At 39.4% G+C, this 25,605-nt stretch carries 24 protein-coding genes; 10 read left to right on the top strand and 14 right to left on the bottom strand.

From position 1 onward, the window contains the following. Positions 1 to 22: 22 nt before the first annotated feature. The 3 genes from gntU to gntR all read right to left on the bottom strand — a co-directional run bounded on the left by gntU (position 23) and on the right by gntR (position 3,299). Positions 23 to 1,378 (bottom strand): gluconate transporter, encoded by a 1,356-nt coding sequence (gntU, locus tag PSF67_RS07905; RefSeq protein WP_272676731.1) that lies wholly within the window; start codon positions 1,376 to 1,378, stop codon positions 23 to 25. Next, complete coding sequence (gene gntK, locus PSF67_RS07900; protein ID WP_272676730.1) at positions 1,378 to 1,917, bottom strand: gluconokinase; 540 nt, start codon at positions 1,915 to 1,917, stop codon at positions 1,378 to 1,380. Before gntK ends, gntU begins: the two co-directional genes overlap by 1 nt. Positions 1,918 to 2,303: 386 nt before the next feature. Next, a complete protein-coding gene (gene gntR / locus PSF67_RS07895; protein ID WP_102140239.1) occupies positions 2,304 to 3,299 on the bottom strand; it encodes a gluconate operon transcriptional repressor GntR in 996 nt (331 codons plus the stop codon). A 200-nt stretch (positions 3,300 to 3,499) separates the two neighbouring features. Here gntR and PSF67_RS07890 point away from each other — a divergent pair, with 200 nt between their 5' ends. The 8 genes from PSF67_RS07890 to PSF67_RS07855 all read left to right on the top strand — a co-directional run bounded on the left by PSF67_RS07890 (position 3,500) and on the right by PSF67_RS07855 (position 11,984). Further along, the gene (locus tag PSF67_RS07890) at positions 3,500 to 4,537 is read left to right on the top strand and encodes an ABC transporter substrate-binding protein (protein ID WP_272676729.1); all 1,038 of its coding nucleotides are present in this window, start codon (positions 3,500 to 3,502) and stop codon (positions 4,535 to 4,537) included. Next, positions 4,534 to 5,550 (top strand): FecCD family ABC transporter permease, encoded by a 1,017-nt coding sequence (locus tag PSF67_RS07885; protein WP_231068852.1) that lies wholly within the window; start codon positions 4,534 to 4,536, stop codon positions 5,548 to 5,550. Before PSF67_RS07890 ends, PSF67_RS07885 begins: the two co-directional genes overlap by 4 nt. After that, positions 5,547 to 6,314: an ABC transporter ATP-binding protein gene (locus PSF67_RS07880; RefSeq protein ID WP_102140237.1), complete on the top strand. Its 768-nt coding sequence runs from the start codon at positions 5,547 to 5,549 to the stop codon at positions 6,312 to 6,314. The genes PSF67_RS07885 and PSF67_RS07880 overlap by 4 nt, the downstream gene beginning before the upstream one ends. Before the next feature lie 11 nt (positions 6,315 to 6,325). Next, a complete protein-coding gene (locus PSF67_RS07875; RefSeq protein WP_206276120.1) occupies positions 6,326 to 7,144 on the top strand; it encodes a class I SAM-dependent methyltransferase in 819 nt (272 codons plus the stop codon). Next, a complete protein-coding gene (gene modD, locus PSF67_RS07870) occupies positions 7,141 to 7,986 on the top strand; it encodes a ModD protein (protein WP_206276121.1) in 846 nt (281 codons plus the stop codon). The genes PSF67_RS07875 and modD overlap by 4 nt, the downstream gene beginning before the upstream one ends. A 133-nt stretch (positions 7,987 to 8,119) precedes the next feature. Continuing rightward, positions 8,120 to 10,114: a TonB-dependent receptor plug domain-containing protein gene (locus tag PSF67_RS07865; protein WP_272676728.1), complete on the top strand. Its 1,995-nt coding sequence runs from the start codon at positions 8,120 to 8,122 to the stop codon at positions 10,112 to 10,114. Between the two features lie 424 nt (positions 10,115 to 10,538). Next, entirely contained in the window at positions 10,539 to 11,507 is a 969-nt protein-coding gene (locus PSF67_RS07860) for a winged helix-turn-helix domain-containing protein (RefSeq protein WP_210844375.1), read from the top strand. Beyond that, positions 11,508 to 11,984 carry a FidL-like protein gene (locus PSF67_RS07855; RefSeq protein WP_210844374.1) on the top strand — a complete coding sequence of 159 codons (477 nt, stop codon included), beginning with the start codon at positions 11,508 to 11,510 and terminating at the stop codon, positions 11,982 to 11,984. A 79-nt stretch (positions 11,985 to 12,063) separates the two neighbouring features. Here PSF67_RS07855 and PSF67_RS07850 read toward each other — a convergent pair whose 3' ends face one another. From PSF67_RS07850 to PSF67_RS07820, 7 genes are all read right to left on the bottom strand, one after another. Further along, positions 12,064 to 12,927: an MrpH family fimbial adhesin gene (locus PSF67_RS07850; RefSeq protein ID WP_102140231.1), complete on the bottom strand. Its 864-nt coding sequence runs from the start codon at positions 12,925 to 12,927 to the stop codon at positions 12,064 to 12,066. Between the two features lie 66 nt (positions 12,928 to 12,993). Continuing rightward, positions 12,994 to 13,548, bottom strand: coding sequence for a fimbrial protein (locus PSF67_RS07845; RefSeq protein WP_102140230.1), 555 nt, complete (start codon positions 13,546 to 13,548; stop codon positions 12,994 to 12,996). After that, positions 13,548 to 14,042: a fimbrial protein gene (locus PSF67_RS07840; protein WP_102140229.1), complete on the bottom strand. Its 495-nt coding sequence runs from the start codon at positions 14,040 to 14,042 to the stop codon at positions 13,548 to 13,550. Before PSF67_RS07840 ends, PSF67_RS07845 begins: the two co-directional genes overlap by 1 nt. An 11-nt stretch (positions 14,043 to 14,053) precedes the next feature. After that, positions 14,054 to 14,545 (bottom strand): fimbrial protein, encoded by a 492-nt coding sequence (locus tag PSF67_RS07835; protein ID WP_102140228.1) that lies wholly within the window; start codon positions 14,543 to 14,545, stop codon positions 14,054 to 14,056. A gap of 11 nt (positions 14,546 to 14,556) precedes the next feature. After that, a complete protein-coding gene (locus PSF67_RS07830; protein ID WP_195698113.1) occupies positions 14,557 to 15,294 on the bottom strand; it encodes a fimbria/pilus periplasmic chaperone in 738 nt (245 codons plus the stop codon). Positions 15,295 to 15,327: 33 nt separating this feature from the next. Continuing rightward, the gene (locus PSF67_RS07825; RefSeq protein ID WP_272676727.1) at positions 15,328 to 17,817 is read right to left on the bottom strand and encodes a fimbria/pilus outer membrane usher protein; all 2,490 of its coding nucleotides are present in this window, start codon (positions 17,815 to 17,817) and stop codon (positions 15,328 to 15,330) included. 96 nt (positions 17,818 to 17,913) lie between these two features. Then, the gene (locus PSF67_RS07820; protein WP_102140225.1) at positions 17,914 to 18,507 is read right to left on the bottom strand and encodes a fimbrial protein; all 594 of its coding nucleotides are present in this window, start codon (positions 18,505 to 18,507) and stop codon (positions 17,914 to 17,916) included. A 953-nt stretch (positions 18,508 to 19,460) separates the two neighbouring features. On the opposite strand from PSF67_RS07820, the gene zur reads away from it, so the two are divergent. Next, positions 19,461 to 19,976 carry a zinc uptake transcriptional repressor Zur gene (gene zur / locus PSF67_RS07815; protein ID WP_102140224.1) on the top strand — a complete coding sequence of 172 codons (516 nt, stop codon included), beginning with the start codon at positions 19,461 to 19,463 and terminating at the stop codon, positions 19,974 to 19,976. A gap of 167 nt (positions 19,977 to 20,143) precedes the next feature. Here zur and lexA read toward each other — a convergent pair whose 3' ends face one another. Both lexA and PSF67_RS07805 read right to left on the bottom strand, forming a co-directional pair. Beyond that, positions 20,144 to 20,761, bottom strand: a complete 618-nt coding sequence (gene lexA, locus PSF67_RS07810; RefSeq protein ID WP_004915217.1) for a transcriptional repressor LexA — start codon at positions 20,759 to 20,761, stop codon at positions 20,144 to 20,146. Positions 20,762 to 20,897: 136 nt separating this feature from the next. Then, positions 20,898 to 21,272, bottom strand: coding sequence for a diacylglycerol kinase (locus PSF67_RS07805; RefSeq protein ID WP_102140223.1), 375 nt, complete (start codon positions 21,270 to 21,272; stop codon positions 20,898 to 20,900). Between the two features lie 126 nt (positions 21,273 to 21,398). On the opposite strand from PSF67_RS07805, the gene plsB reads away from it, so the two are divergent. Further along, on the top strand, positions 21,399 to 23,888 hold the full coding sequence (plsB, locus tag PSF67_RS07800; RefSeq protein WP_102140222.1) for a glycerol-3-phosphate 1-O-acyltransferase PlsB: 2,490 nt from the start codon (positions 21,399 to 21,401) through the stop codon (positions 23,886 to 23,888). Between the two features lie 80 nt (positions 23,889 to 23,968). Here plsB and ubiA read toward each other — a convergent pair whose 3' ends face one another. Beyond that, positions 23,969 to 24,823, bottom strand: a complete 855-nt coding sequence (ubiA, locus tag PSF67_RS07795; RefSeq protein WP_166267860.1) for a 4-hydroxybenzoate octaprenyltransferase — start codon at positions 24,821 to 24,823, stop codon at positions 23,969 to 23,971. A gap of 151 nt (positions 24,824 to 24,974) precedes the next feature. Next, positions 24,975 to 25,487 carry a chorismate lyase gene (gene ubiC / locus PSF67_RS07790; protein ID WP_102140220.1) on the bottom strand — a complete coding sequence of 171 codons (513 nt, stop codon included), beginning with the start codon at positions 25,485 to 25,487 and terminating at the stop codon, positions 24,975 to 24,977. Between the last annotated feature and the right edge of the window lie 118 nt (positions 25,488 to 25,605).

Below are 25,605 nucleotides of genomic sequence, written 5' to 3'. Positions count from 1 at the left end.
GATTACCTTTTTATGAAGCACATTACAAGAACATAAAGAACACCATGCCGACAATTGCCCCTGTCGTACCAAGGATAGTTTCCATTACCGTCCACGTTTTTAGCGTTTGTGCTTCAGTTGCACCAGTAAATTTCCCATATAGCCAGAAGCCAGAGTCATTCACATGGCTTAAGATTAATGACCCACCAGAAATACAGATAGCTAAAGCTGCCAATTGTGCGCCTGAGTAGCCTAACTCACTAATAACAGGTAACACTAAACCTACAGCAGTTAAACATGCAACGGTTGCTGACCCTTGAATAACACGTACCGCACCTGCTAATACAAAACAAGCAACCGCAATAGGTAAACCTGCACCAATTAAAGAGTCACCTAGCGCGGGGCCGACACCTGAGTCCACCAAAATTTGTTTGAATACGCCACCAGCACCGGTCACAAGTAGAATGATCCCAGCAGGTTGGATCGCAGCAGAACAAATCGCCATGACTTTTTCTTTATCCATACCATAACGGAAGCCTAGGCCATAAATCGCCAGTAAACACGCTAACAATAAGGCAGTAAAAGGGTGACCGATAAACTCTAACCAATGCTCAAGAGTGGTTCCTTTTTCAACTAAATGAGTCCCGATTGTTTTTAAACCCACTAATACCAATGGGAAAAGCACTAAACACAAGCTAAATCCAAAGCTTGGCATTTTGCCATGTTCTGTATTTGGCGCTTGATAATCCGCGGGAATATCAATATGAACAAAGTTACTGATAAATTTGCCAAATAAAGGGCCTGCCAAAATCATGCCAGGGATAGCAGCACACAGGCCAATTAAAATCATCCAGCCATAATCCGCGCCCATTTGTGATGCAACCAACATCGGTGTTGGTCCCGGTAATAAGAACGCTGCCGCGGCGGCAACACCAGCAAATAGAGGGATAGCAAGGCGGACAACGTTATGGCCAGTACGGTTTGCAACTGCAAACACCACGCCAATTAACAAGACAATAGCCACATCAAAGAAAAGCGGTAGCGCACAAATCAACCCTGCGACACCCACTGCATAGTGAGCATTCTTTTCACCGAACAGATTAAGTAGCTTATTCGCTATTTGGTCTAACGCACCTGTTTCATGTAAAATTTTACCGAACATTGCCCCAAGCGCCACCACAATAGCAAGGAAACCTAAGGTTCCCGCCATACCTTTTTGCATGGTTTCAGTGATCTGTTGTACTGGCATGCCGGAGAATAAACCCGCGCCAATAGAAACGATCATTAGCGCGACAAATGCGTGTAAACGAGCATACATCACTAAAAAGAGCAGTAAAACGACAGAGCCAACCGCCGTTAGCACGAGCGTTAACGTGCTTAATGTTTCTGGGGTATTCATTAGTTATCTCCAGCGACAATCTTACGAATAGTAGAACACGTATTTTCAATCACGTTCTCTAAGGATGGTCGAATATCAACAACCTGCACATCAGGTTCATCCGCACCAGGTTCTTGTAAAGCATCAAATTGCGATTTCAGCATTTCAGGCTTAAAGAAATGCCCTTTACGTGCTTTCAATCTATCTTCAATAACAACCGCATCACCTTTTAGGTAAATAAAATAGAGGTTATGGTTCCCCTCTCTTAAGATATCGCGATAGCTTTTTTTCAGTGCGGAGCTAACCACCAGCGATACCTTATTGGTTCTTTGCATTGCAAAAATGGCATTATTTAATGCGACTAACCAAGGTTTACGGTCGTCATCATTTAATGCGTGACCCGATGCCATTTTTAAAATATTTGATTTAGGGTGAAGAAAGTCACCATCAAGGAAGGCAGCTTGTAGTTGCTGTGCAACACCGGTAGCAACAGCAGACTTACCACTACCCGATACCCCCATTAGTACAAATGTATAGTTTTGTTTTTGGGTATCATTCATAGGAAACTCCTCAGATATTCACTATTGTCCTGGCTTTAGTTAAAAACCGGCATTTGTTACCGGTAACAAGTTACGGGTAACATTATCATCAGTGCGGATTTATTTGGCAATCAAATTGGTGAAGAAGAGAACAGATCTGTGATGATACTCTCAATCTGACTTCAGAAGAGGCAGGTGAAGAACAAAGCAAAACTCGCAATGCAATATAGAAACAAAAGACAAAAAGTATATTTAAACTTTATTGCTCGTCTTAAAACATTCCTCTAAATAATTCGTGTTGTCGCTAGGCGCCAAGCGAGTCAAGCCCTAGGAGCATACATAAGTATGTGACTAGGGTTGGCGAGTACAGGCAACAACGCGACAGCGCGAAGGATGACGAGGAATAATTAGATACTTTCGCCAGTAAGGACAGAAAACCCCACATCAAAATGCGTATCCGTTAGCTTCTTACCAGACATTCTCGCCAACAAGACTTCTGCCGCCTTACGCCCCATTTGGTCCCTTGGCGTCAAAATACTCGCCAGTTTTGGCGTCATCACTTGCCCTACATCATGGCCGTGGAAACCTGAAATAGCGAGATCTTGTGGAATTTGAATACCTAAACGTTGGCATTCAAAAATAGCCCCTATTGCTAAGTCATCATTGGTACAAAATAAGCCGTCAGTATCTGGATACTTATCACGGCAATCGTGCAACAATTGAGCGCCTAACGAATACGATGAGCTAGCCTGTGTCATCACATTACGTGGTTCAAGATTGGCATCGAGCATGGCCTGCTCATAACCTTTCAGGCGGATAAAAGTACGCTCATCATGCCTTGCGCCTAAATACACAACCTTACGGCAGCCGCGCTCAATCATCGCCCGAGTCATTTGGCGGGACGCTTCAAAGTTATCAATACCCACTGCAATATCTAGGCAAGGAGAAACGCTATCCATAATTTCAACCACAGGGATCCCCGCAGTTTTAAGCATACGCAGCGTTCTCTCTGTATGGGTTCGTTCAGCTAAAATCACACCATCAATATTATAAGAAAGTAACGAAGTCAGCCGCTCCTCTTCTTTTTCGGGCAAATAGCCATAGTGAGCGAGCATGGTTTGGTAGCCATGGCGGTCTGTCACGGCTTCAATTCCACGGATCACTTCGGCGAAAACTTGGTTAGTTAATGAAGGAAGCAACACCCCGATGGCATGGCTGGTTGCATTCGATAAAATATCGGGAGCTTTATTCGGAATATACCCGGAAGCCTCCACCGCCTGAGCAATTTTATCACGCAGAGCTTCTGAAACCTGCTCTGGGTTTCGTAAAAAACGGCTCACCGTCATTTTCGTGACGCCAACTTGGTCGGCAACATCCTGCAAAGAAGGTCTTCTTTTCTTCATAAGTCCAAAGTCATATTCAATTCGTTAACGATAACAATGTTCTGCTATCCATCAATAGATAGCAATCTTTGTTACTGATTTACATCACATAAACGTTGATTTTTCTTAACCAACCCACTTTTGTAGTTGACTCTCTATCATGACTCCGCTAATTTTCGCGCTATATAATTATTATCATAACGAATAGATGAAATTAGACTATGGCTATCAATCGTAGACAGTTTCTTAAATCCAGTGCCGTCCTCACTGCTTTTTACTGCTTACCAAGCTTCGCACAAACTCGCCCAGAAGTTGAAGCCGCGATATTCGGTAAACTCCCAACACCCAAGGATATTCATCGCGTCATCAGCTCGGGGCCCCCTTCCGATTTACTGATGTTTGCCTTAGCCCCAGAAAAAATGGTGGGTTTCGCCTCTATTTCATTGAAAAAAGGGCAAACGGGCCTTTTTGCACCACAATGGCTTGAATTACCGGTTTATGGCCGCTTGGCAGGCCGTGGTAGTACCCTTTCCCTTGAACAACTGTTGTCTTATAACCCTGACTTAATTATTGACACAGGAAACATTGATGAAACTTATCGCTCACAAGCAGAAAAAGTCGCCAAACAAACCCATGTTCCTTATTTGTTAATCGCAGGTGGCCTAAAAGACTCACCGCAGCAACTAATGCAACTGGGTGAAATCTTAGGGGTTTTACCACAAGTACAACAATTGAGCCAACTTGCTCAACGCTATATTGATGATGCTGCCTTATTTGCTCATCAAAACCAACAGAAATCACTGAGTTTTTACCTCGCGAGAGGGGCAAAAGGTTTAGAAACTGGCGCTAAAGGCTCAATTCATACTGAAGCGATTGAAATGCTAGGCTTACGCAATGTAGTGGATATCCCTAATTTTCATGGCCTTACTACGGTTTCTATGGAGCAGCTCTACCAATGGAACCCTGACATCATTATAACGCAATATGACGAAGCCATTGAACTGATGACAAGTTCTGCATTATGGCAAGGGCTTGATGCTATTGCTAATCGCAAATTACTTGTATTTAGTGGCATGCCATTTGGTTGGTTAGATGGGCCTCCAGGCGTTAACCGCCTACTAGGAATGAGGCGGCTACAAAGCCATTTTGATAAAAACATTGCCATGAATATTAAACATGATATTGCTGAGTTTTTTACTCGTTTCTACCATTCATCATTAACGACACAGCAAATTGATTTGCTCATGGAAAAGTCATGAATGATGTTTTGAACAAAAAGGGAAAATTCCTTTTATTGGTCATCATATTACTGATTAGCTTTGTTATTGCGTTAACAAGTGGTAAGTACTCACTTACACTTAATGAACTTTATCGACTATTTGCCAGCCAATTATCATCTCACAGTGAATTGAGTAACCCACGCCATGAAACCGTTTTCTGGCAAATACGCTTTCCACGCACATTAGCCGCTATTATTATTGGCGGAGGGCTAGCGATTGCAGGCGCAGCTTACCAAGGAATGTTTCGTAACCCACTAGTTTCGCCTGATATTTTAGGTGTTTCTGCTGGTGCGGGCGTGGGAGCTGTCATTGGTATTTTCTTCGGCCAATCTTTGTTTTACATTCAATTAAGTGCATTTATTGGTGGGCTAATTACCGTGACTTTAGTGTGTTTTATTGCCCGCCTAGCACGGCAACATGACCCTATTTTATCTTTGGTTCTTGTCGGTGTCGCTATCAGTGCGTTATGTGGTTCCGCCATCTCCTTAATGAAGATCCTTGCAGACCCCTACACCCAGTTGCCTTCCATCACTTTTTGGTTATTAGGTGGATTGTCATCGATTACCCAAGCAGACTTAGTGTCAGTATTACCACTGATGATTATCGGTATTATTCCACTATTATTATTGCGCTGGCGTATGAATTTACTCAGCTTATCGGATGAAGAAGCCAAAAGCCTTGGGATCAATGTCAGTTTAACCCGCGCTGTTTTCATTGTTTGTGCCACATTACTTACAGCAAGCGCGGTGTCAATCGCAGGAATTATTGGTTGGGTGGGGTTAATTGTTCCACACATCACTAGAATGATAGTGGGTGCTAACTTTCGCTATCAGCTCCCGGCATCACTGGCAATTGGTGCCATCTTATTGCTAGTTACTGACACCTTAGCACGGACTATTGCTGCAATTGAATTACCAATAGGCATTTTAACCTCCGCAATTGGCGCCCCCTTCTTTCTGGCTATCTTATTGCAGACAAGGCGGGTGAAATGAGCATTCTGTCTTTGCAAAAGGTCGCAATTGGTTATCATGGCACTGCCATCATTGATGGTATTAACCTTTCATTACCTAAGGGGGAGATTAGTTGCTTGTTAGGCGCAAATGGCTGCGGTAAAACCACCTTGATGAAAACATTACTGGGGTTATTACCCGCAATTAAAGGTGAGATCCTACTCAATGGGCAAGACATTCAAGGTCTTAAACCCCGCGAAATAGCCAAAACTGTCGCTTATGTTCCCCAAGCCCATGATACCCCCTTTACTTTCACTGTACTTGATATGGTGATGATGGGTTTAACACCCCATATTTCAATATTTTCAGTCCCTAAAGAGGCCGAAAAAAACTTAGCATATCAACAACTAAAGCATCTGGGCATTTCACACTTAGCAACACGTCTATACAGCACACTTAGTGGCGGAGAGAAACAATTAGTATTGATAGCAAGGGCTTTAATACAAAAACCATTACTTCTAATTATGGATGAGCCGGCCGCTAGCCTTGATTTTGGTAACCAAATTCGCTTACTTGAGCAAATCGAAAAGCTTAAATCCCATGGTATGACGATATTGATGTCAACCCATCATCCACAGCATGCCGCAGCTATCGCTGATAACGTCATTTTGCTTGATAAGCACCACAAAGCGAGGCAAGGGTTATCCAAATGTATGTTAACACTTACTAACTTGGCAGCACTTTATAATGTGGATGAGCGCAGCATTCAAGCTCACTTCCAGCTTCCATCAACGTTTTCTTGTTAAGGTCAGGGATCATGTTAATCAATCAAATCGATTTTTCAAAAATGTACCAACAGCACATGCAACAGGCACAACGTAGCCGCAAAGAACCAGAGCATTGGGATAAAAAAGCACAACAAATGGCACAAAACTGTGCTAATCCTCATGACCCATACTTAGTACGGTTTCGCGAACTAATGGATTTAACAGGTGCTGAAACCTTACTTGATGTCGGTTGCGGCCCCGGTTCCATAAGCCTTTGCCTAGCGAATGAATTTAAAGATGTGATTGGAATTGATTATAGCCGTGGCATGCTCGAAATGGCTGAACTACGGGCTAAAGAGCTCGCTATCCCACATGCACGCTTTGAACAGCTCGCATGGGAAGATGATTGGCGTTCATTGCCAAAAGTGGATATTTCTGTGGCATCGCGTTCAACGCTGGTTGATGATTTAAAAGCTGCTTTATTGAAACTTAATAACCAAACAAAATTACGGGTGTACACAACCCATACCGTCAACCCAACATTTATTGATGAGAAAATAATTCGCAAAATAGGCCGTGAAGTTGTTCGTTTACCTACCTATATTTATGCAGTGAATATTTTGCATCAAATGGGTATTAATGCGCGTGTTGATTTCATTAAAAACCCCAATAAAGGTGGATTTGATAGCTTTGAGGCTTTCGCTGATAGTGTCAATTGGTCCCTTAAAAATATCACGCCAGAAGAAACCTCGGTCTTACGTCAATACTATGATGAACAAACCGCTTTAGGCAAAACAGTCCCTTATCCTTCCAGAGATTGGGCGATGGTATCTTGGGATGTGGTAGATGAATCGGAACTGACGTTATGATTTACGTGCCCGATGCATTGATCGACCAACTACTGCTAGATGACATCCAATATGGGGACCTCACTACACGGGCACTTGGCCTACAATCCCAACTGGGTGTCATGACCTTTGCATCCAAATTTGGCGGCTGTGTCAGTGGAATAGCTATCGCCAGACGCATGTTAGAAAAACTCGGTATCACTTGCGAGTGCCACTGCCAAGATGGCCAACAGGTTGAACCACAAAGTATTTTAATTCGTGCGACTGGGCCTATTGAAGCCTTACATCAAGGCTGGAAAGCGGTGCAAAACGTGCTTGAATGGTGTGGAGGTGTAAGTCACTACACCCAGCAAATGGTCAGTATTTTGCGTCAATATCAACCGGATGGGCAGCTTGCTTGCACCCGAAAAACCATTCCACAGACAAAGCCCCTTGCCTTAACTGCGATTTTGGCTGGGGGCGCTATTATTCATCGTGCAGGCAGTGCAGAAAGTATCCTACTGTTCACCAATCATCGCCAATGTCTTGAAAAACCAGATGATTGGGCGGGCCATATTAAAACACTACGCCAAGCCGCTCCTGAAAAAATGATTATTGTTGAGGCTGATGACTACGAGCAAGCCATTCTCGCCATCAATGCGCAAGCCGATATTATTCAGCTGGATAAATTGCCCATTGAGCAAATTCAGCGACTACAAGAACTCGCCAAGCAACAAAGCCGGCCTTGTCGACTATCCATTGCTGGTGGAATTAATTTAAAAACAATAGAAACATTCGCACAAACAGGGGTGCCATTATTGGTTACGTCAGCCCCTTACTACGCAGCACCACGAGATATCAAAGTGAAGATTTTTAAGCAGTAACCAAAGAAGTTAGCGTCAAAAAAAACCATTTGCAAAAACAGCCTACCCCGTAGGCTGCATCCACTTATGGTTAATGACGCACATCGTTATATAAAAAATAATATATCGTTATTTATGAAACTGGAAAGAGATAATGAAAATAAAACAAATTACCTATTTAGTCGGGATGGCTTTATTCACAGCACAAGGATACGCCGCCTCACCTAACACTGAAAAAAATACCGATGTGATATCCGTTTGGAGTACCCCACTTGCGGCTGATGCAAACATCATCACAGAGAGTCAAATGAAACAGTTGAATAAAACCAACGTCGCACAGGCGCTGAGCACAATACCAGGAGTTTCCATTCAAAAGTCAGGTAACCGCAATGAAACCCAAGTCAATGTACGTGGTTTTGATAGCCGCCAAGTGCCTATTTTCTTTGATGGTATTCCAACCTACGTACCTTACGACGGCACATTAGACCTCGGGCGCTTTATGACTAGCGAGCTGGCCAGTGTTGAGTTATCGACTGGCTATACCTCTCTATTACAAGGCCCAAACCTAATGGGCGGAGCTATTAACCTAACCACCGCCACGCCTAAAAAACCCTTTGAAGCCAATATTAGTTTGAATCAAGGTTTTGCTCGCGGTGCCGATAATGCCCACAATATCAGTGCGCGCTTAGGTGGACGTAATGATCTAGGCTTTATCCAAGTGAGTGGCAGCCAATATAAACAACGTTTTATGGGAATACCGGGGTCTGAAAATAACAATCCATTAGCAGGAAATAATGGCCGTCGCCCGAATTCAGCTACTGACGACAAGCGCATGATGGTGAAAGTGGGCTGGACACCTCGTGAAGCCGACGAATATGTCATTACCTATCTCAAACAAGATGGAGATAAAAATAGCCCCCCGAGTGTGACAAATACCAAGCCTCAAATATGGCAATGGCCAGCTTATGACAAAGAAAGTTTTTATTTCAATGGCACAACCCAAATAACCAATGATATCGCGTTACAGAGCCGTCTGTACCACGACACATTTAAGAATACCCTTCATCAATATAAGTCTATCAAAGATTATGAAAAAGGTATCTATAACTACAGCCGTTATGACGACTACAGCAACGGGGCTGATATGCGTGTTGACTTCACCGTGCGTGAATTAGATATGCTGTCATTTGCTGCCCACTGGAAAGAAGATGTTCACCGTGCGCGTGCAAAAAGAGATGTCCCATTCGACCGTTATAAAGACAATACCTATTCTATTGCTACAGAATATCAATGGGTTGCCATGGATAACCTTGATATTATCGGGGGTATCGGCTATGACTGGCGCAAGAGTGCTGACGGCAAACGCTATGACTATAAATCAGGGGATTTTGAGAAATACGATGGTAACAGCCAACATGCCTTCAACTGGGAAGTGATGGCTCGCTACCACTTAGAAAATGAAGATACAGTACAATTCTCGATATCAGAAAGAAGTCGTTTCCCAACGCAAAAAGAGCGCTATACCAAAGAAAAAATGAAAAGTGACGACACTTTCGTCATTAACCCACATATCGATACAGAACGGGCACTTACCTATGATTTGACTTACAAGGGACATATCTCACCCACTTGGTCATATACTTCAAGTCTCTATTATAACCATGTCTCTGATGCCATTATGGCGCATCGTGTTGGCACAAATAAGAATGGAGGCTATATACTCGAAAATCGTAATAGCGGAAAAGTCGATTACTTTGGCATTGATTTAGGCACCACGGGTCAAATTACGGATTGGATGGAAGCCGGTTTAAGCTACGGCTATATTCATGCGGATCCAAAACATTACAGTGTAAAACACGTCACCGAATTACCGACTCATAAAGCCTTTGCTTGGGTGAAATTTACCCCTTATGAGCCATTCAGTATCACAGTAACAGAAGAAGCCAGAAGTTGGGCCTTCAACTATGTTGATACCGATAGCAAAGTACGTGGCTATGCTAAAACTGACCTGCGCTTAGATTATGATTTTGGCCAAGGTGTTTCTGTTAACACCTCAGTGAACAACTTATTCGATAAATCATATGAATATACTAATGGCTATATTGAAGAAGGCCGTAACTATTGGCTAGGTATTGAATATAAATATTAATCATTAATATATTAGGCAGAGAATTAAGTTCTTTGCCTAATATTTATTATATAGACTTAAATTAGTTAACATTGAAATAATTAAGTAATAACACTTAAGATATTTCCTATAAAAAAATGTATTTCTACATGAACTGATTTATATAGATTATTATATCTTTTTAACTACAAATGTGATTAACCCACCACCATTAAGGCTTTAAATATACCATTAAATAGTTTTTAATAACATTTAAGCTGTCAATTCAATAAATTTGCTAATTCATTACAAAAAAGCTCACCTCACAATACTTGCAGTTAATTGATTCCGTATTTAGACTATAAGCATAATAATAAAAGTCAAAACAACATACTTTATCCAAAATTAATTCCCTTAATTTAAATTTCCTATTAGTCATTTTAATTAGAGAGAGCAAACAGTATTTATGATCGAAATGCATGATTATACTATTGATGAAAAATATATTTTCGAGCAGAAAACAAGTTTAATATACCTAAAATATGATCGAAATCAAAATATTGAATTATCTAAGCCTGCGGCAAGGTTATTCAATGAAATCATTTTATTAAATTTAAAAAAAGGAATTGCAACGCGAGATGAACTCTTAACTAGTGTATGGGAGGAATATGGGCTGGTTGGTTCTAATAATAATTTAAATACTTATATTAGTGAAATAAGAAAAAAACTTGAACAAATTGGTATCGACCCTAAATCGATCGTTACCGTACCTAAAAAAGGCTTTCGACTCGATAATCATATATCTATACATGAAAATATAGAAACTGAAGATAGTAATGTGAAGGAAGATGTTATTTATCTCAATGATAAATATGATTATATTGAAAACCCAGAATATTTCCCTCAGCCAATTGATAGCCAATTAACGACCCAGCCCCCGCTCATCACTACTATTGATGAACCATCATCCCCTATTGATGAAACGAAAAATAACCATATTTATAATATGGATATTAATGAAGCCTTATCGCTTCAACACCGGAAGGATGAGGTAATAGAAAAAAGTGGTAAAAAACCCTTAAAGATATTATTCCTAGCTATTTCAACGTTTACAATATGTTATTTAATCTATTTATTTATTCAGCACCCAATGGATAATCCAAATCCAATCAATAATTATCTGACTGTAAGTACAAATGAAAACTGTGTAATACAAACACCGGTTGATATGGTCGGTAAAATTTCCAGCGATAATATTGCTACCGTAAATAAAAAGCTGAATAAATACAACATCCCATGTGATGAGCCAAAAAGAATTATTCTTTTATCGGATTTAAATAAATCCTACTCTATCGACAAAAACATATCTATTAGTATTTGCAAAGAAATCAATAAAAAATTTGATTGTATCTCAATCAATGATCAGAGGATTTAAATGAAAAAATATATTTTAACTTCACTGTTTTTAATTGCAACTGCATCAACTGCATCACTGATGATCAAAAAAAGTAGCCATGATGTCCAAATTTGCCATTCCGAAATATTATGGATTAAAGATAATAATACTCAAGATGGCCTGAGTTTAAAATCAAAAGTTAATGTCCAACTTTCTGCACGCCAACAAGGGCGAATGAATATGTATGGTTACTTAAAAGATAATAGTCAGATTTACCGACTAGATAGAGCTCTTTACTTTGATTATCAAGATGTTGACCATAAAGGTAACTATGCCGTCACCTTTACTTCATCATCTGTAACCAATTCAGATAATATACCAGAGAAATTATTTTCTAACTTTATTCAATTAGAAGAAGACAAAATAAAATATTATGTCAACATTACTAAAATGGAAGACAATATTTATATTATCAAAGATGAATCCTATTCCGCTTTTACTTGCCAAGTTCAATAAAAAAAAGCCTACCAACAATTACGTTTAAGTAGGCAAAACCGTCAACATGGGAAATGACGAATCCAAATATCTATTTAAATCATGGAATAGTTAAAACGAGGGTAATGCGACCACTAAATTTTCCCGGTGCAACAGCGCCATTAGTTTTTAAGGTTGACGCCACCTGCACAGGCCATACTTGATTTGCTCTTACTGACTGAACCACCCCTTTTGCTGCCGACTGATTATTTAATGTAACATGGGACTGCAATTCTCCATTCGGACGCAGATAAACATTATCTTGCTGCAAGTTTGAAGAAACCTTCACACTCATATCTTTATTACATTGAATATAAAATAACCCCGTCTCTACATCGCCATTGAGTTCATCCGCATTTAAAGGACCGTGATCTAATTCGAGAGAATTCGCATTACCAGTCGGAGAAGTAAAGTAACATTTTCCTGCTGGAGGAGGCGCTATCCCGCAAATTCCGCCTGGTAACATTTTACCTTGAGCTCCTTTTGATGTAGCTAGAAAGATCCCTACACATTCATCCGTTGTGATTGCTCCACTATGTTGACTACTCCCTGTTCGAGGAAAAGAAAGGCCACAAATCGCATTGGCATCTCTGATAATTGCGGCCATTGTCGTGTAAGTTGCAAAATTGACATCACACGACCAATCTGCACGAGAAGCTATCCCCCCAGTCTCTTTCCCTGAGTGTAGGTGATTAATCGTAAAATAACACCGTTTTGCCCCTTTACTGCCAAGTACGGATTGACATGGATTCCCTTCATAAGGAGAGTTTTCTTTCCAATATTCGATAACAAAATGATAAATATTTTCATGCTTCGATAGTGATTCAACTTCTTCCACATACGAAAAATAGGTTGAACCATAACTTCCCAAACCAAAGAACAAAAATGGTATGGCTAATAATAATTGCTGAATTCGTTTTCCCATTTCATATCTCTTTATATTCATTTCAATGTTTTGATATCAGTACCGGATAAGGTTCTGAGAATGAAATTACTCGTACTCAAATAAAAAAGTGGCTATTGCGGCAATCTGCCCTGTTTTAATTTGTTTATTGTTGATTGCTTCAGGGGTTGCCTTGAGAAAAGTATTAAATTTAAGTTCATTTTTCCCAGCTTGAATGATTGGTACTAGCGAAGAAAACTTATTCACTTTAATTTCTTCACCGCTAGCTAGCTCAATGCCAATCCCTAATCCAGGGTTGTGTTCCGTATCTGTTAATGCCAAATATCCTGACATTTGCCTATGTTCAGCTCCGGTAAACTTCACTTTCATTTTTTTCGCAATAGTTAAGTCGCAATTAGATAATACCAACGTTAACTCTCTGCGAGGCAACTCGTAAGTCGGGTCGTAAATATCTAATAACCGAATATCGCCAAAATCTACTTCCATCATTTTATTTTCCGGCAGAACAACACAAGGTGAATTCACCAGTGTCCCTTTCACTTTGACATTATTTTTAGCGGCAAAGACAATATTGCTACTTAAAAATGCCGTACTTATCAAAGTAAACAGTGTCCCTATTAATAGTGAGGTCGTATTTTTCATTATTGATACTCCACAACCATGGTGCCATTAGCAATAAAATCCCCCGTCTTTAGTTCATTATCGCCATTCCTGACTAATACGGCCCAAAGTACACCGGGAGAGCTAGGGTTAATAAGGTATTTCTTACCTAACTCCAATTCGGTATCCGCAAGCTGAAATTTTACTGCTAGATTATTAACTCCAGTATTTAACCCATTTATATCAAAATCACTTTTTATTCCATCTAACATCAGATACATAGACCAGTTATTTTTATTTTCACCACATTGGATCTGGTAATTAACTTGCCTTTTTTGGTCATTACCTTGGATTGATTTTATTGATACATTACCAAAATCAACTTCAATATCTTTACCATCATCAATATGACAAGGCGGTGGTGTAATTAAATTACCTTTAATATTAATCCCTGTTTCATAGTCTTTTGCGGTTGATGTAAAAGATAAAATGGCACTGAGGAACACCAAACCGATTATGTTATTAACAGTCTTCACATCTCAGCCCCTTATTGATACACCACTTTCAACGTTGCATTTGCCGTAAAACTTTTTGCGGGTAAATCTGTACCGCTTTTTTTCACTAATACGGCATACAATTTCAATGGATTTGCAAAGTTAAAAGCAAGTTTCTTTTTCAGCGGGAAATCGCTGGTGTCTGCTTTAAATAACACCGCAAGGTTATCAATATCCGTTTTTAATAGGCGCTGATCAAAACTTGCCGATATTCCCTCAATAAAAATGTTCAGTTTAGGTTGGACGCCATCTTTACACGTCACCGTGTAGTCAATGGGTGCTTTATAAACCTCATCTTGGACACGTGTTGTTAATACATCGCCAAAATCAATTTCTATTGTTTGCCCATTATTAATTGAACAAGGCTTTGATAGTACTTCTCCTTTAATATCAATGTATAGGAATCCTGAAAAACCAAATACACTCGATATCTGTAAAGTGAGCAATAACACAAATACCTTTGTTAATGTTTTAATAGACATCATGGCGTCAAACCTTATTTTCTTGGCAGCACTGAGCATTCAGCTGACTGACAGCTAAATTTCAAATCCATAGTTCCACCGAAGTCATTGAGATAAACCAAAGTTGGAGATGAACCTAAATCTCCAGTAACTTTGCCTAAACCCGCTTCACTAAATGGAGCAACCATTACAGGTTCAAAATTTTGAACTTCAGTATTGCCTTTTTTCAGTTTTGTAATGGATAAAAAGTAAGGTGACGGGTTTTTCACAATATAATTCGCCCCCTGTTTAAGAATTTTCATATCATTTTCTTGAGGGATCACTTCCATTCTATCTTTAATTACAATTGCTGCTGGGCGGTAAAAAAGCTTAATTTTTGTCTGTAATGCAATTTGCAATACATTCACTTTCTCACTACGTGGTGGAATCTCTCTCACATTTAAGTAGTAAACACTTTCCCTATCTTTAGGTAACTGCGCTACTGCAGGGATTGCCTGTATTTTAATTTGGCTTTTAGAATTAGCTTCAATACGATGCACCGGAGGAGTCACAATAAAAGGTGAATTTACTTTTTCATCTTTGTCATTTTCTATCCATGCCTGAGCTAAATACGGGCTAGTTAAATGTTCGTTAGTCAGTCCCATACCGACAGTTTTGTCTTGTTCATTATAAATAATACGAGTTCTATCTAGTGCAATCGCTGAATAAGCCGATTGTGCTAATAAAGAAAGACTTATCGCTGTTACAATTTGAACTTTATTTATAAATTTCATATTTTCACCGTTGACGTTAAAACATATTTATAATTATTTGCATGGTAATAACATTGTATGTTCCATGCCACTTTCTATTTTTTCAGGTAATTGAATGTGACAAGATGAATTATTTCCCCAAGTCACTTCAAGAACATCTGATGGGTTAATACCCGCTAAGTAAATAAATCCGTTATCTGAAACGATGCCAACTTCAACATTATTTTCATTTTTGACGGATGCACCAAATGGTGGATAACTATTATTTGCAAGATGAATTGTTCCCAATATTTTTTCACCCTGAATGACATTAAACTTCCGGTACCCAATAGCCCCTTCCGTTAATGTCGCATGCTGTGTCGATTGAACTGCTTCCGCATTATCTGGCACTCTATTTAAATCTATTCGAATATTATTGCGGTTATAATCCATAACACTGGTAATAACGGCTTTACCATATCGATTCGTGCGTATCGGCGTTACCCCTGTTTGCACAGGAATATCAGCAACACCACTCGTATCTAACAGTATCCTTGACCCACCATTGATTGAGGTATTACGGTGTAAAGCACCACCTTCTTGGGTCATGGTCAGTCCCCCTTTCAACTGCATTGAAAGAGTAGATTGATTATCTTGAATATAAGTTCCACTCAAATTAAGTTGTGCGGTATCACCATCATAGTTATACATACCTGATGTTGTTACCTTGTCTTTATCCCATGTACCCGCTGAAATAGAATAAGTACTACGTTCATTTATACGGTCATAATAGTTAACGTTATGACTGTTCGTATTTCCTGAATAAGAACCTGAGTAACTAATACTTGCTTGGTTATTATCCAATGGTACATTTAAATTTAGATAAACTCCGTCATCATCATTTTGGTCTGATTTTGTTTTGTAAGCTGTTAAGCTAAGACTTAAATTTTTTATTTTCCCCAAATCAAAATAATTAGAAACTGTTAGATTATATTGATCCGATGATGACCTATTCCAATAAGTTTGATGTGAGTAATTTAAATACATATTAGTATTATATTCAGGGAATGCAGTACCAAATATAATAGTATAAAGCTCTTTACCACTATCAACCGTACTTTCATTATAGCGACGGTCGATAAATTGGCTCATGCTCATATAATTTTTTTCAGAAAAACGATAGCCTGCGAATGTAATTTGGCTGTTAATATCATCAAATTGTTTGGAATAAGTGACGTTATATGAATTACCCGTCAAAGTTTGGTTATTTTCGGTTCTGCCCATTTCAGCACGAGAGATACTTAAGTTCCCTGACAATACGCCAAATGGTGCTAAATCACGCCCTAAACCAATCGCAATATTTTGATATTCTGATGAACCAAGCATACCACCATAAACGGTTGTATTATTAGTTACACCCCATGATAAGGAGCCCAAACTAAATGCAGGACCTTGAGTATCATGTTCATTTTTAGTCGGTTTACCAACGACAAACTGGTAAATCAGCTGACTCGGTCGAATCAATGTCCCTAAACGAGATGTTTCCACTTTATAGTTAGTCACACTACCATCTTGTTCTTGAATAGAAACATCTAACGTACCGCCACCAAAAGAGTTCACATCCTGAATACGAAATGGCCCAGGACTAACTTCTTTTTGATAAATAATACGGCCATCTTGCTTCACAATGACGGTCGCATTGGTTTTGGCAACCCCCGCAATTTCAGGTGCATAACCTTGTAAACGCGGTGGTAACATAGATTCATTGGTTTCTAAACTAGCACCAATATAACGAATACTGTCAAATAGCGTTGAAGACAGATATTGTTCACCAAACGTTAACCTTGAATTTAAAGAACGTATGGCGCGATACGCATATAACTGATTCCATGACCATGATTGGCCGCCTTTATTTAATTGGCCTTTTTGCGTTTGCCAATCACCTCTAAAACGCCAAGCACCAATATTTGTCCCCATTGTCCCTGTCGCTGTAATACCTGAATCCGTTCCTTTGTCACCCGTTTCTTTTTTAACAACCCGACCCGTCGCATTGTAGTCGATAAATGCACCTAGAATGCCATCATCCCAACGTGACGGAGGATCCCAATTTGGGTCTTCATATTCCATATAAGCTTGTGGGATACTGATTTCGACAATATTTTTTGCAAGATCACCTTGAGTCCGCATTTCTGGTACAGAACGAATATCTAAACATTTTCCATCAAGTAACCAAGTTACTTTATTACTCCATTCTGGCTTTAATCCTAGTTGCCCATATAACTCAGGTGTAATACAAGCTAATGATATTTTTTCATCATAATTAGGCGTAAAGAATATAATGGACTGCTCCATGGAAATTTTGACTTTATTTACAGCAATAGCTAAAGAGTAATTTCCAGGTGGAATATAATTAGCATGAGAAAACTTACTAAAATCGACATTTTCAGTGCTGTCTGCCTCTAAAAAATCAGTATTGAAATCAACTGCCTCCTCAGAAAATGCAATCATCGGCGTTAATATTAAAAGCATTAATTTTGTAATTAAATTGAGTTTCATGCTTTTCATTCAACTATGCCGCCTATCAGACTAAAAATGAAAAAGAAGGTAGAAACATATGGCGTCATTAATACGCCACATGTTTTTACTTAACTAAGCTTGAACTTATTGGTAAATAATTTTGAAGTTAGCAACAGTGTTAAAGCTACCTGTTGTTGCTTTCGCATCCGCTGCTTCGTTACCTTTAACGTATGCAGAGAAGTGCAGTGTAGTTTGTTTTCCATCACCAGCATTTAATGCGTATCCATCACCTGTACCTGGGAATGCTTTACCAAATTCAACAACTTTGTCAGCACCATTAGTGATTACAATACCGGCATTTTTAACTTTTCCACCTAAGCCAAGTAAGTCACCGGCAAAACCTTGGAAACCATTAATAGTTTGGCCAGTAAAGGTGATTTTTGCGTTTTTATACGTTTCTGTTGAACAGTTTTTCAATACGATATCGAAATCTCTGTTATCTGAACGATATTGGTTAGATGTCAGTTCATGTAATGCAATTTCACCAAACTCAACTAATTGTTTTAAGTTGTTTGCATCAATTGAACATGGAACATCGTTAATGAAACCAGTGAAGCGGACTTCACCTTGTGAACTTTCAACTGTTGGTGGCGTTACTGGATCTTCAGCCACTGCAACACCAGAAATTCCAACACCTAAACCTAAAGCCAGAGTTAACGCTAATTTATTCAGTTTCATAAACATTTCCTTTAAATGAGTAGGAAGTAGCTGCCTCTTTTCTGATTTTTATTGATAAGGAATCAATTTTATTTTTTTGATTACTTAACAGTGAAATTCTTCAGTCATCCAACATCATTAATTTCATTCAGATTAGAGGTGAATATATAAATAAGATCCCTTTCATCTATAATTTTTAAAATACCTAAAATTTTTAATTCTTTATTTTCTATTCAATATTAATTATTCCCATGAGGGGTAATTCGCTAAAATTGACATAGAAATAGAAAATGACTTTTTACACATGCCTTCCGATACTTTCTGATGTCAATTCTACATAACCGATATTTATTGTCAAAACCGACACATAATTAGAGTTAACAAAGAATAAATAACCAGTGAATTCAAAAGCAGCAAAATATAAAATCAAAACGCTATCAAAATATACATTTCAAATTTATTACTTAGAAAAACTTATATAAAACCCTCATTTTTCACTTACAAATATCTCAAAATATGTCAAATTACAGATAGATTTATATCGGAATTTAAATCTATATTTATCGACAAAGATAGATATTAAAACCAAGCAATAACAGAAAAACCGCAATTAAAATCCAAGCAAGACAGAAAAGAAGCGACAAAAAGAATATTGAAAAGTGAGGTTAAGATAAGTCTTAATTGAAATTGCATCAAATTGAAACGGAATATTTCAATTAATTGTTCGCAATGCGTTGCGCTTTTATCATGCATTTGTTTAATATTTGTTTCTATTTTTCCTGTTTAATTTTAAATATCATTTTTTATATTTTTTATTACCCTCATTTACTTTCTTTATTAATCAAAAAAATACTTAGCAAGGTTAAAATTTTTTGATGGTAATGCTTTCATTTCTTGATTCTCTATAGTTCAAGAAACTGTGATAAACTTGTGAACAGTAAACATTTGCATTTTTCAACGGGTGGGTCAGTAAAATGGAAAAGATGAGTGAAAAAAAAGTTCTTGCGATGGCTGAACATATTTGCCAGTCAAGAGGCGTCAGGTTGACACCACAAAGAGAAACGGTATTGCGCTTGATAGCACAACAACATGGTGCAATCAGCGCTTATGATTTACTCGACTTACTACGTGAAATTGAACCTCAAGCTAAACCCCCTACGGTTTATCGTGGCCTTGAATTTTTAATGGAGCAAGGTTTTATCCATAAAATTGAATCAACAAACAGCTATGTCGTCTGCCATCATTTTGATAACCCAAGCCATATCTCTGTTATGTTGATTTGCGACCATTGCGGAAGCGTAACGGAAAGTGACTGTACAACAATAGAAGCTGCCATTATTAATTTAGCCGACGAACACCAATTCCGCTTAAGACATACCGTGGTGGAAAACCATGGCTTATGCAGAAGTTGTGACGAAGTGAATAGCTGCCAAGATCACGAACATTGTCATCATAACCACGAACAACCTATAGCATCAAAAAAGAAATAAATTACTGTATTGCTAAATAGTTTGATGAATACAAAAGAGAGAAGAGAGAAGAGAAAAAATATAAGGAAGGAAACAAAACAGGCAGACCTCAAAATAAAGCAATGAAATCTGCCTGCAATAGTCATTCCCGGGTGTAACCTACCATGACAGCTGGCTACTAGCGGAAATTAATACCAATCACTGTTACGGATAACCCCAACAGCTAAACCTTCAATAGTGAAGTTTTGCTGACGTAAATCAACAACAATAGGTTCGAATTCTGGGTTTTCTGCTATTAATTCAACGCGGTTACCCTGTTGCTTAAAACGTTTAACCGTAACTTCATCTTCGATACGAGCGACAACAACTTGCCCGTTATGTACATTTTGCGTTTTATGTACAGCTAATAGATCGCCATCCATAATGCCAATATCTTTCATGGACATCCCGTTCACACGCAATAAAAAATCTGCATGTGGTTTAAACAGCTCCGGGTCAACTTGATAGTGGCTCTCAATATGTTCCTGCGCTAATAATGGTTCGCCAGCGGCAACACGCCCAATCAGAGGTAACCCCTGATCTTCGGTTTCTTCTTCAAGAAGCAGACGAATACCTCGGGATGCGCCTGAAACGATTTCAATAACCCCTTTACGTGCTAAGGCCTTTAAATGTTCTTCTGCCGCATTAGGCGAACGAAAACCAAGGCTTGCTGCTATCTCAGCACGTGTAGGTGGCATACCTGTCTGCGAAATGTGATCTCGCACCAGATCGTAAACCTGCTGTTGTCGAGCCGTCAGTGCTTTCATTCCGTTCCCCTGTTTGTTTATACAGTCAAGCTGTGAGTATATACAGGTAAATGAAGATTTGAAACAGTTAAATCGCGCAATTTAAGCATTTGTTATCGATTTACTCTCTTTTTGTCCGATTAAGTAACCAAACACCTTAACCAGAAAAATAACGCTGCCATAATACCAGCGCCCAAATGAACAGCGCTAAACCGATACTCACAAATACTGCAGCAGAACCAATATCTTTAGCTCTTCCTGAAAGTTCATGATACTCACTACCAATACGATCAACTACAGCCTCTACCGCGCTATTCAATAATTCGACTATTGCCACCAGCACAACTGAGCTCACTAACAAAATCCTATCTATATAGCTGATATCTAAATAAAATGCGATAAAAATTGCGATGATTGCTGCAACTGATTCCTGCCTAAATGCTGCCTCATTAACCCAAGCAGCTTTCAAACCTTTAAGGGAATATCCTGCCGCTTTAATCACTCGCGTGAACCCCTTAACTTGACTCGCCATATTTATTCCTTAAAAAATACAAACAATAATCGATTTTTACGGTCAAAGTGAATTGTCAGTAACAGATCTAACCAGGTATTTCTGGTATGATTGCACAGCATTGTTAACAAGAGGCTATAATCATTTATGTCACTATGGCGTAAAATATATTACAACACGTTGAATTTGCCACTTAAATTATTGGTAAAAAGTAAACTAATTCCTTCGGATCCCGTCACTGAGTTGCAGCTTGATGTCAACAGGCCAACTCTGTACGTATTACCTTATCATTCGAAGTCTGACCTCCTGACGCTACGGCATCAATGCTTAGCTATCGGTCTGCCAGACCCGCTAGTCGACAATGATATCAATGGAACGAAGCTTCCGGCTTACGTTTTTATCGATGATGGCCCACGTGTTTTTCGCTATTATTCACCGAATCCACGTAAGGATTCAGTAAAAACATTCCATGCTTATTTAGATTTGCACAAAAACAATCCAAATCTAGATATTCAAATGCTACCTGCATCCGTGATGTTTGGGCGTTCACCTGGGCGTGAAGGCCATACTCCAGCACCGCCACTGAAGCTGTTAAACGGTATCCAAAAGTTCTTTGCAGTTTTATGGTTAGGGCGTGACAGCTTTGTGCGTTTATCACCGATTGTCTCAATTGGGAAAATGGCACAAGACCACGGTACAGACACTATTATTGCCAACAAACTCGCTCGTGTCGCGCGTATTCACTATTCGCGCCAACGCTTAGCAGCAGTTGGGCCAAAACTTCCTGCACGTTATGAGCTGTTTAATAAGCTATTGACGTCAAAAGCGATTGAAAAAGCCGTTGAAGACGAAGCGCGCAGTAAAAAAATCCCACTCAAAAAAGCCCAGCAAAATGCCGTTGGGATGATGGAAGAAATTGCGGCCAATTTCTCTTATGAAGCCGTACGTTTAACCGATAGAGTTCTTAGTTGGACTTGGAACCGCCTTTATCAAGGTATCAATGTTCAGCACGCTGAACGGGTTCGCCAACTCGCACAAGACGGCCATGAAATCGTTTATGTCCCCTCTCACCGCAGCCATATGGACTACTTACTGCTCTCATATGTGCTATACCATCAAGGGCTAGTGCCGCCTCATATCGCAGCGGGGATCAATCTTAATTTCTGGCCAGCAGGGCCAATTTTCCGTCGCTTAGGGGCCTTTTTTATTCGCAGAACGTTTAAAGGAAACAAACTGTATTCGACTGTTTTCCGCGAATATTTAAGTGAACTGTTTGCACGTGGTTACTCCATCGAATACTTTGTGGAAGGTGGGCGCTCACGTACCGGTCGTTTATTACAACCGAAGACAGGTACTCTCTCAATGACATTGCAAGCGATGTTGCGCGGTGACTCACGCCCTATCACTATTGTTCCTATCTATATTGGGTATGAACATGTCATGGAAGTAGGAACTTACGCCAAAGAACTTCGTGGTGCAGAAAAAGAGAAAGAAGGCTTTTTCTCAATGGTTCGCGGGTTACGTAAATTGCGCAACTTAGGTCAAGGGTATGTTAACTTCGGTCAACCTATTTCTTTACCTCATTACCTCAATCAGCGTGTACCTGATTGGCGCGACTCTATCGATCCTATCGAACCACAAAGGCCGACCTGGTTAAACCCAACGGTCAGTTCGTTAGCTGATAACATTATGGTTAATATTAATAATGCAGCCGCAGCCAATGCGATTAACCTCTGTGCGACCGCATTGCTGGCATCTCGTCAACGCTCGCTCACTCGTGAGCAACTGATTGAACAAGTCGAATGTTACCTGCAATTATTACGCAACGTGCCATACACCGCAGATGCAACAACCCCAAATAAAACAGCAGAGCAATTGTTAGAACATGCTTTGCAAATGGATAAATTCGAAGTCGAAAAAGACAGCATGGGGGATATTATTATCCTTCCTCGTGAAAATGCCGTCTTAATGACCTATTACCGTAACAATATCCATCATTTATTGGTATTACCATCTCTAATAACTAGCATTGTGTTACACCATGAGCGCATTAGTCGCCAAGATATTCACTATCAAGTCGGTCAAATTTATCCGTTCTTAAAAGCAGAACTGTTTATGCGTTATAACAGTGATGAGCTACATGAAGCGGTAGATACGCTGATCGATGAACTGAATAACCAAAAACTAATTTGCTTAAGAGAAGACGATATTGTGGTGTTAAATCCTCGCCGTATTCGTCCATTACAGCTTTTAGCCGCTGGTGTACGTGAAACCTTGCAACGTTATGCAATCACATTATCATTACTCAACGCGAGCCCTGAAATCAGCCGTAATACGTTGGAAAAAGAAAGCCGTATCCTTGCGCAACGTCTTTCTGTCTTGCATGGTATTAACGCACCTGAATTCTTTGATAAAGCGGTATTCTCGACATTAGTCGATACCCTCAGAGAAGAAGGCTACATTGATAATAATGAAAATGATATTTTTGTTACCAATGCACAAAAACTGTATGCCGTTTTGGCCCGCTTGATGTCACCGGAAATCCGTTTGACCATTGAAAGTGTTAGCCAAGATGATGAGTTTTCTGAAGAAAAGCCGAGTGAAAGCGCGCAGTCTCAGGAACAAGAGAAAAGCTAATCGCGTTTTCTCAGCTCAATAAAACAAAAAAGTCATGTTAGAAATAACATGACCTTTTACTTTGGCTCAATAAAGGCAATTTAAAAATAACTGACAAGAATACCAATGAACAAAATTAAGCCAACAAAGTTATTATTCATAAAAGCTTTAAAGCAAGGCGCACGTTCACGATTAGCCATTAATTGCTGCTGATAGATAAATAGACCCGCTACGAGCACCAATGAAATATAATAAAGAGTACCTAAACCCGCCAGTGAGCCTATCACCAATAAGAAGCCAACCATCAGGAATTGCAGTACGCCAATAATCAGTTTGTCATACTGCCCGAATAAAATAGCGGTTGATTTCACACCAATTTTTAAATCATCATCACGGTCTACCATCGCATACTGAGTATCGTAGATCACAGACCAAATAATATTAACTAAAAACAGTAACCAACAAACAACAGGTAAAGTTTCGCCAACAGCAGAGAAAGACATTGGGATTGACCAACCAAAAGCCGCGCCTAATACCACTTGAGGTAAGTTACTGACCCTCTTAACAAAGGGATAAACCCATGCCAAGGCCAAACCGGCAACTGACAACCAAATAGTCATTGAATTGAGTGTTAAAACCAGCAGGAAAGAAAGGCCAACAAGGCTTGCAAACAATATTTTTGCTTCTTTTTCTGTCACGTCACCACTCGGGAGAGGGCGGTGTTTAGTCCGCTCTACGTGGCCATCAAAATGGCGGTCAGCAAAGTCATTAATGACACAGCCAGCGGCACGCATAAAAAATACGCCAGCAGTAAAGACAATTAAAAGATGTAAACTTGGCGTACCTTGAGCCGCAATCCATAATGCCCAATACGTCGGCCACAGTAGCAACAGTGAACCAATGGGTCTATCAATACGCATTAAACGGCTGTATGCATGCCATTTACTTAGCGTCATACTTCCCTCCACTTTGTCGTGCTCCTTTTCGAATTCCATCATACTTCAAATTGGGTATATTTTAATACCACCAAACTCTACAACTTACTGATTTATATTTGTTGGCATAGTGTCATTGCAGAGACCTGAAAATTCAAAATACTTAGGATAGTTAACGATATGCAGGTGATTCAGGTAAAAATATTTCTGTTAATAATAAGGGTTTATCCGATAACCTTAACCGAGAACAACGCACCCAACGATTTGCGCAAGAACCAATATGGATATAATCTCGAGTTAAACTATCACGGCTAAATAAATAACGTCCTAATGGCATTCTCCCAATATCTACCAATTGCTGGTCATCATCGGTCAGTGTCTCTTCAGGGATTACAGTTCGGCCCAGTAACCAAGGGATACCATCACCATACATGACGACTTCTCTGACCCAATAGCGCTGGCTTTTAGGTAAAGACTGCACTTCATCTGCACTCAGCTTATCTTGCGATACATAGCACTCTAAATAAGGTATCACGGTCACTTGCTGGCTATGCTGCTCAAAACGCTTTGTCATTGAGCCAAGCTCTAATAGCCAATCTAATATATTAGCAGGCACTATTTTATCGTTTTTATCGTTCTCCGCCAGCCAATGAATCGGCTGAGAAGTAAAAAGCGTTTCATCCATTACTTAAAATTCCACCATGGATAACATGGTTATGATTTACTGTATTTCTTACGCAATAGGATATCACGTTGTTTTACGACAAGGTTAAAGTTAGCTAACAATTTATATAAAAAGTCAC

Source organism: Providencia sp. PROV076 (assembly GCF_028483405.1).
GTDB classification, from domain to species: domain Bacteria; phylum Pseudomonadota; class Gammaproteobacteria; order Enterobacterales; family Enterobacteriaceae; genus Providencia; species Providencia huaxiensis.
The sequence above is the reverse complement of the archived record's forward strand: the minus strand, read 5'-3'. Positions and strand labels throughout refer to the sequence as shown.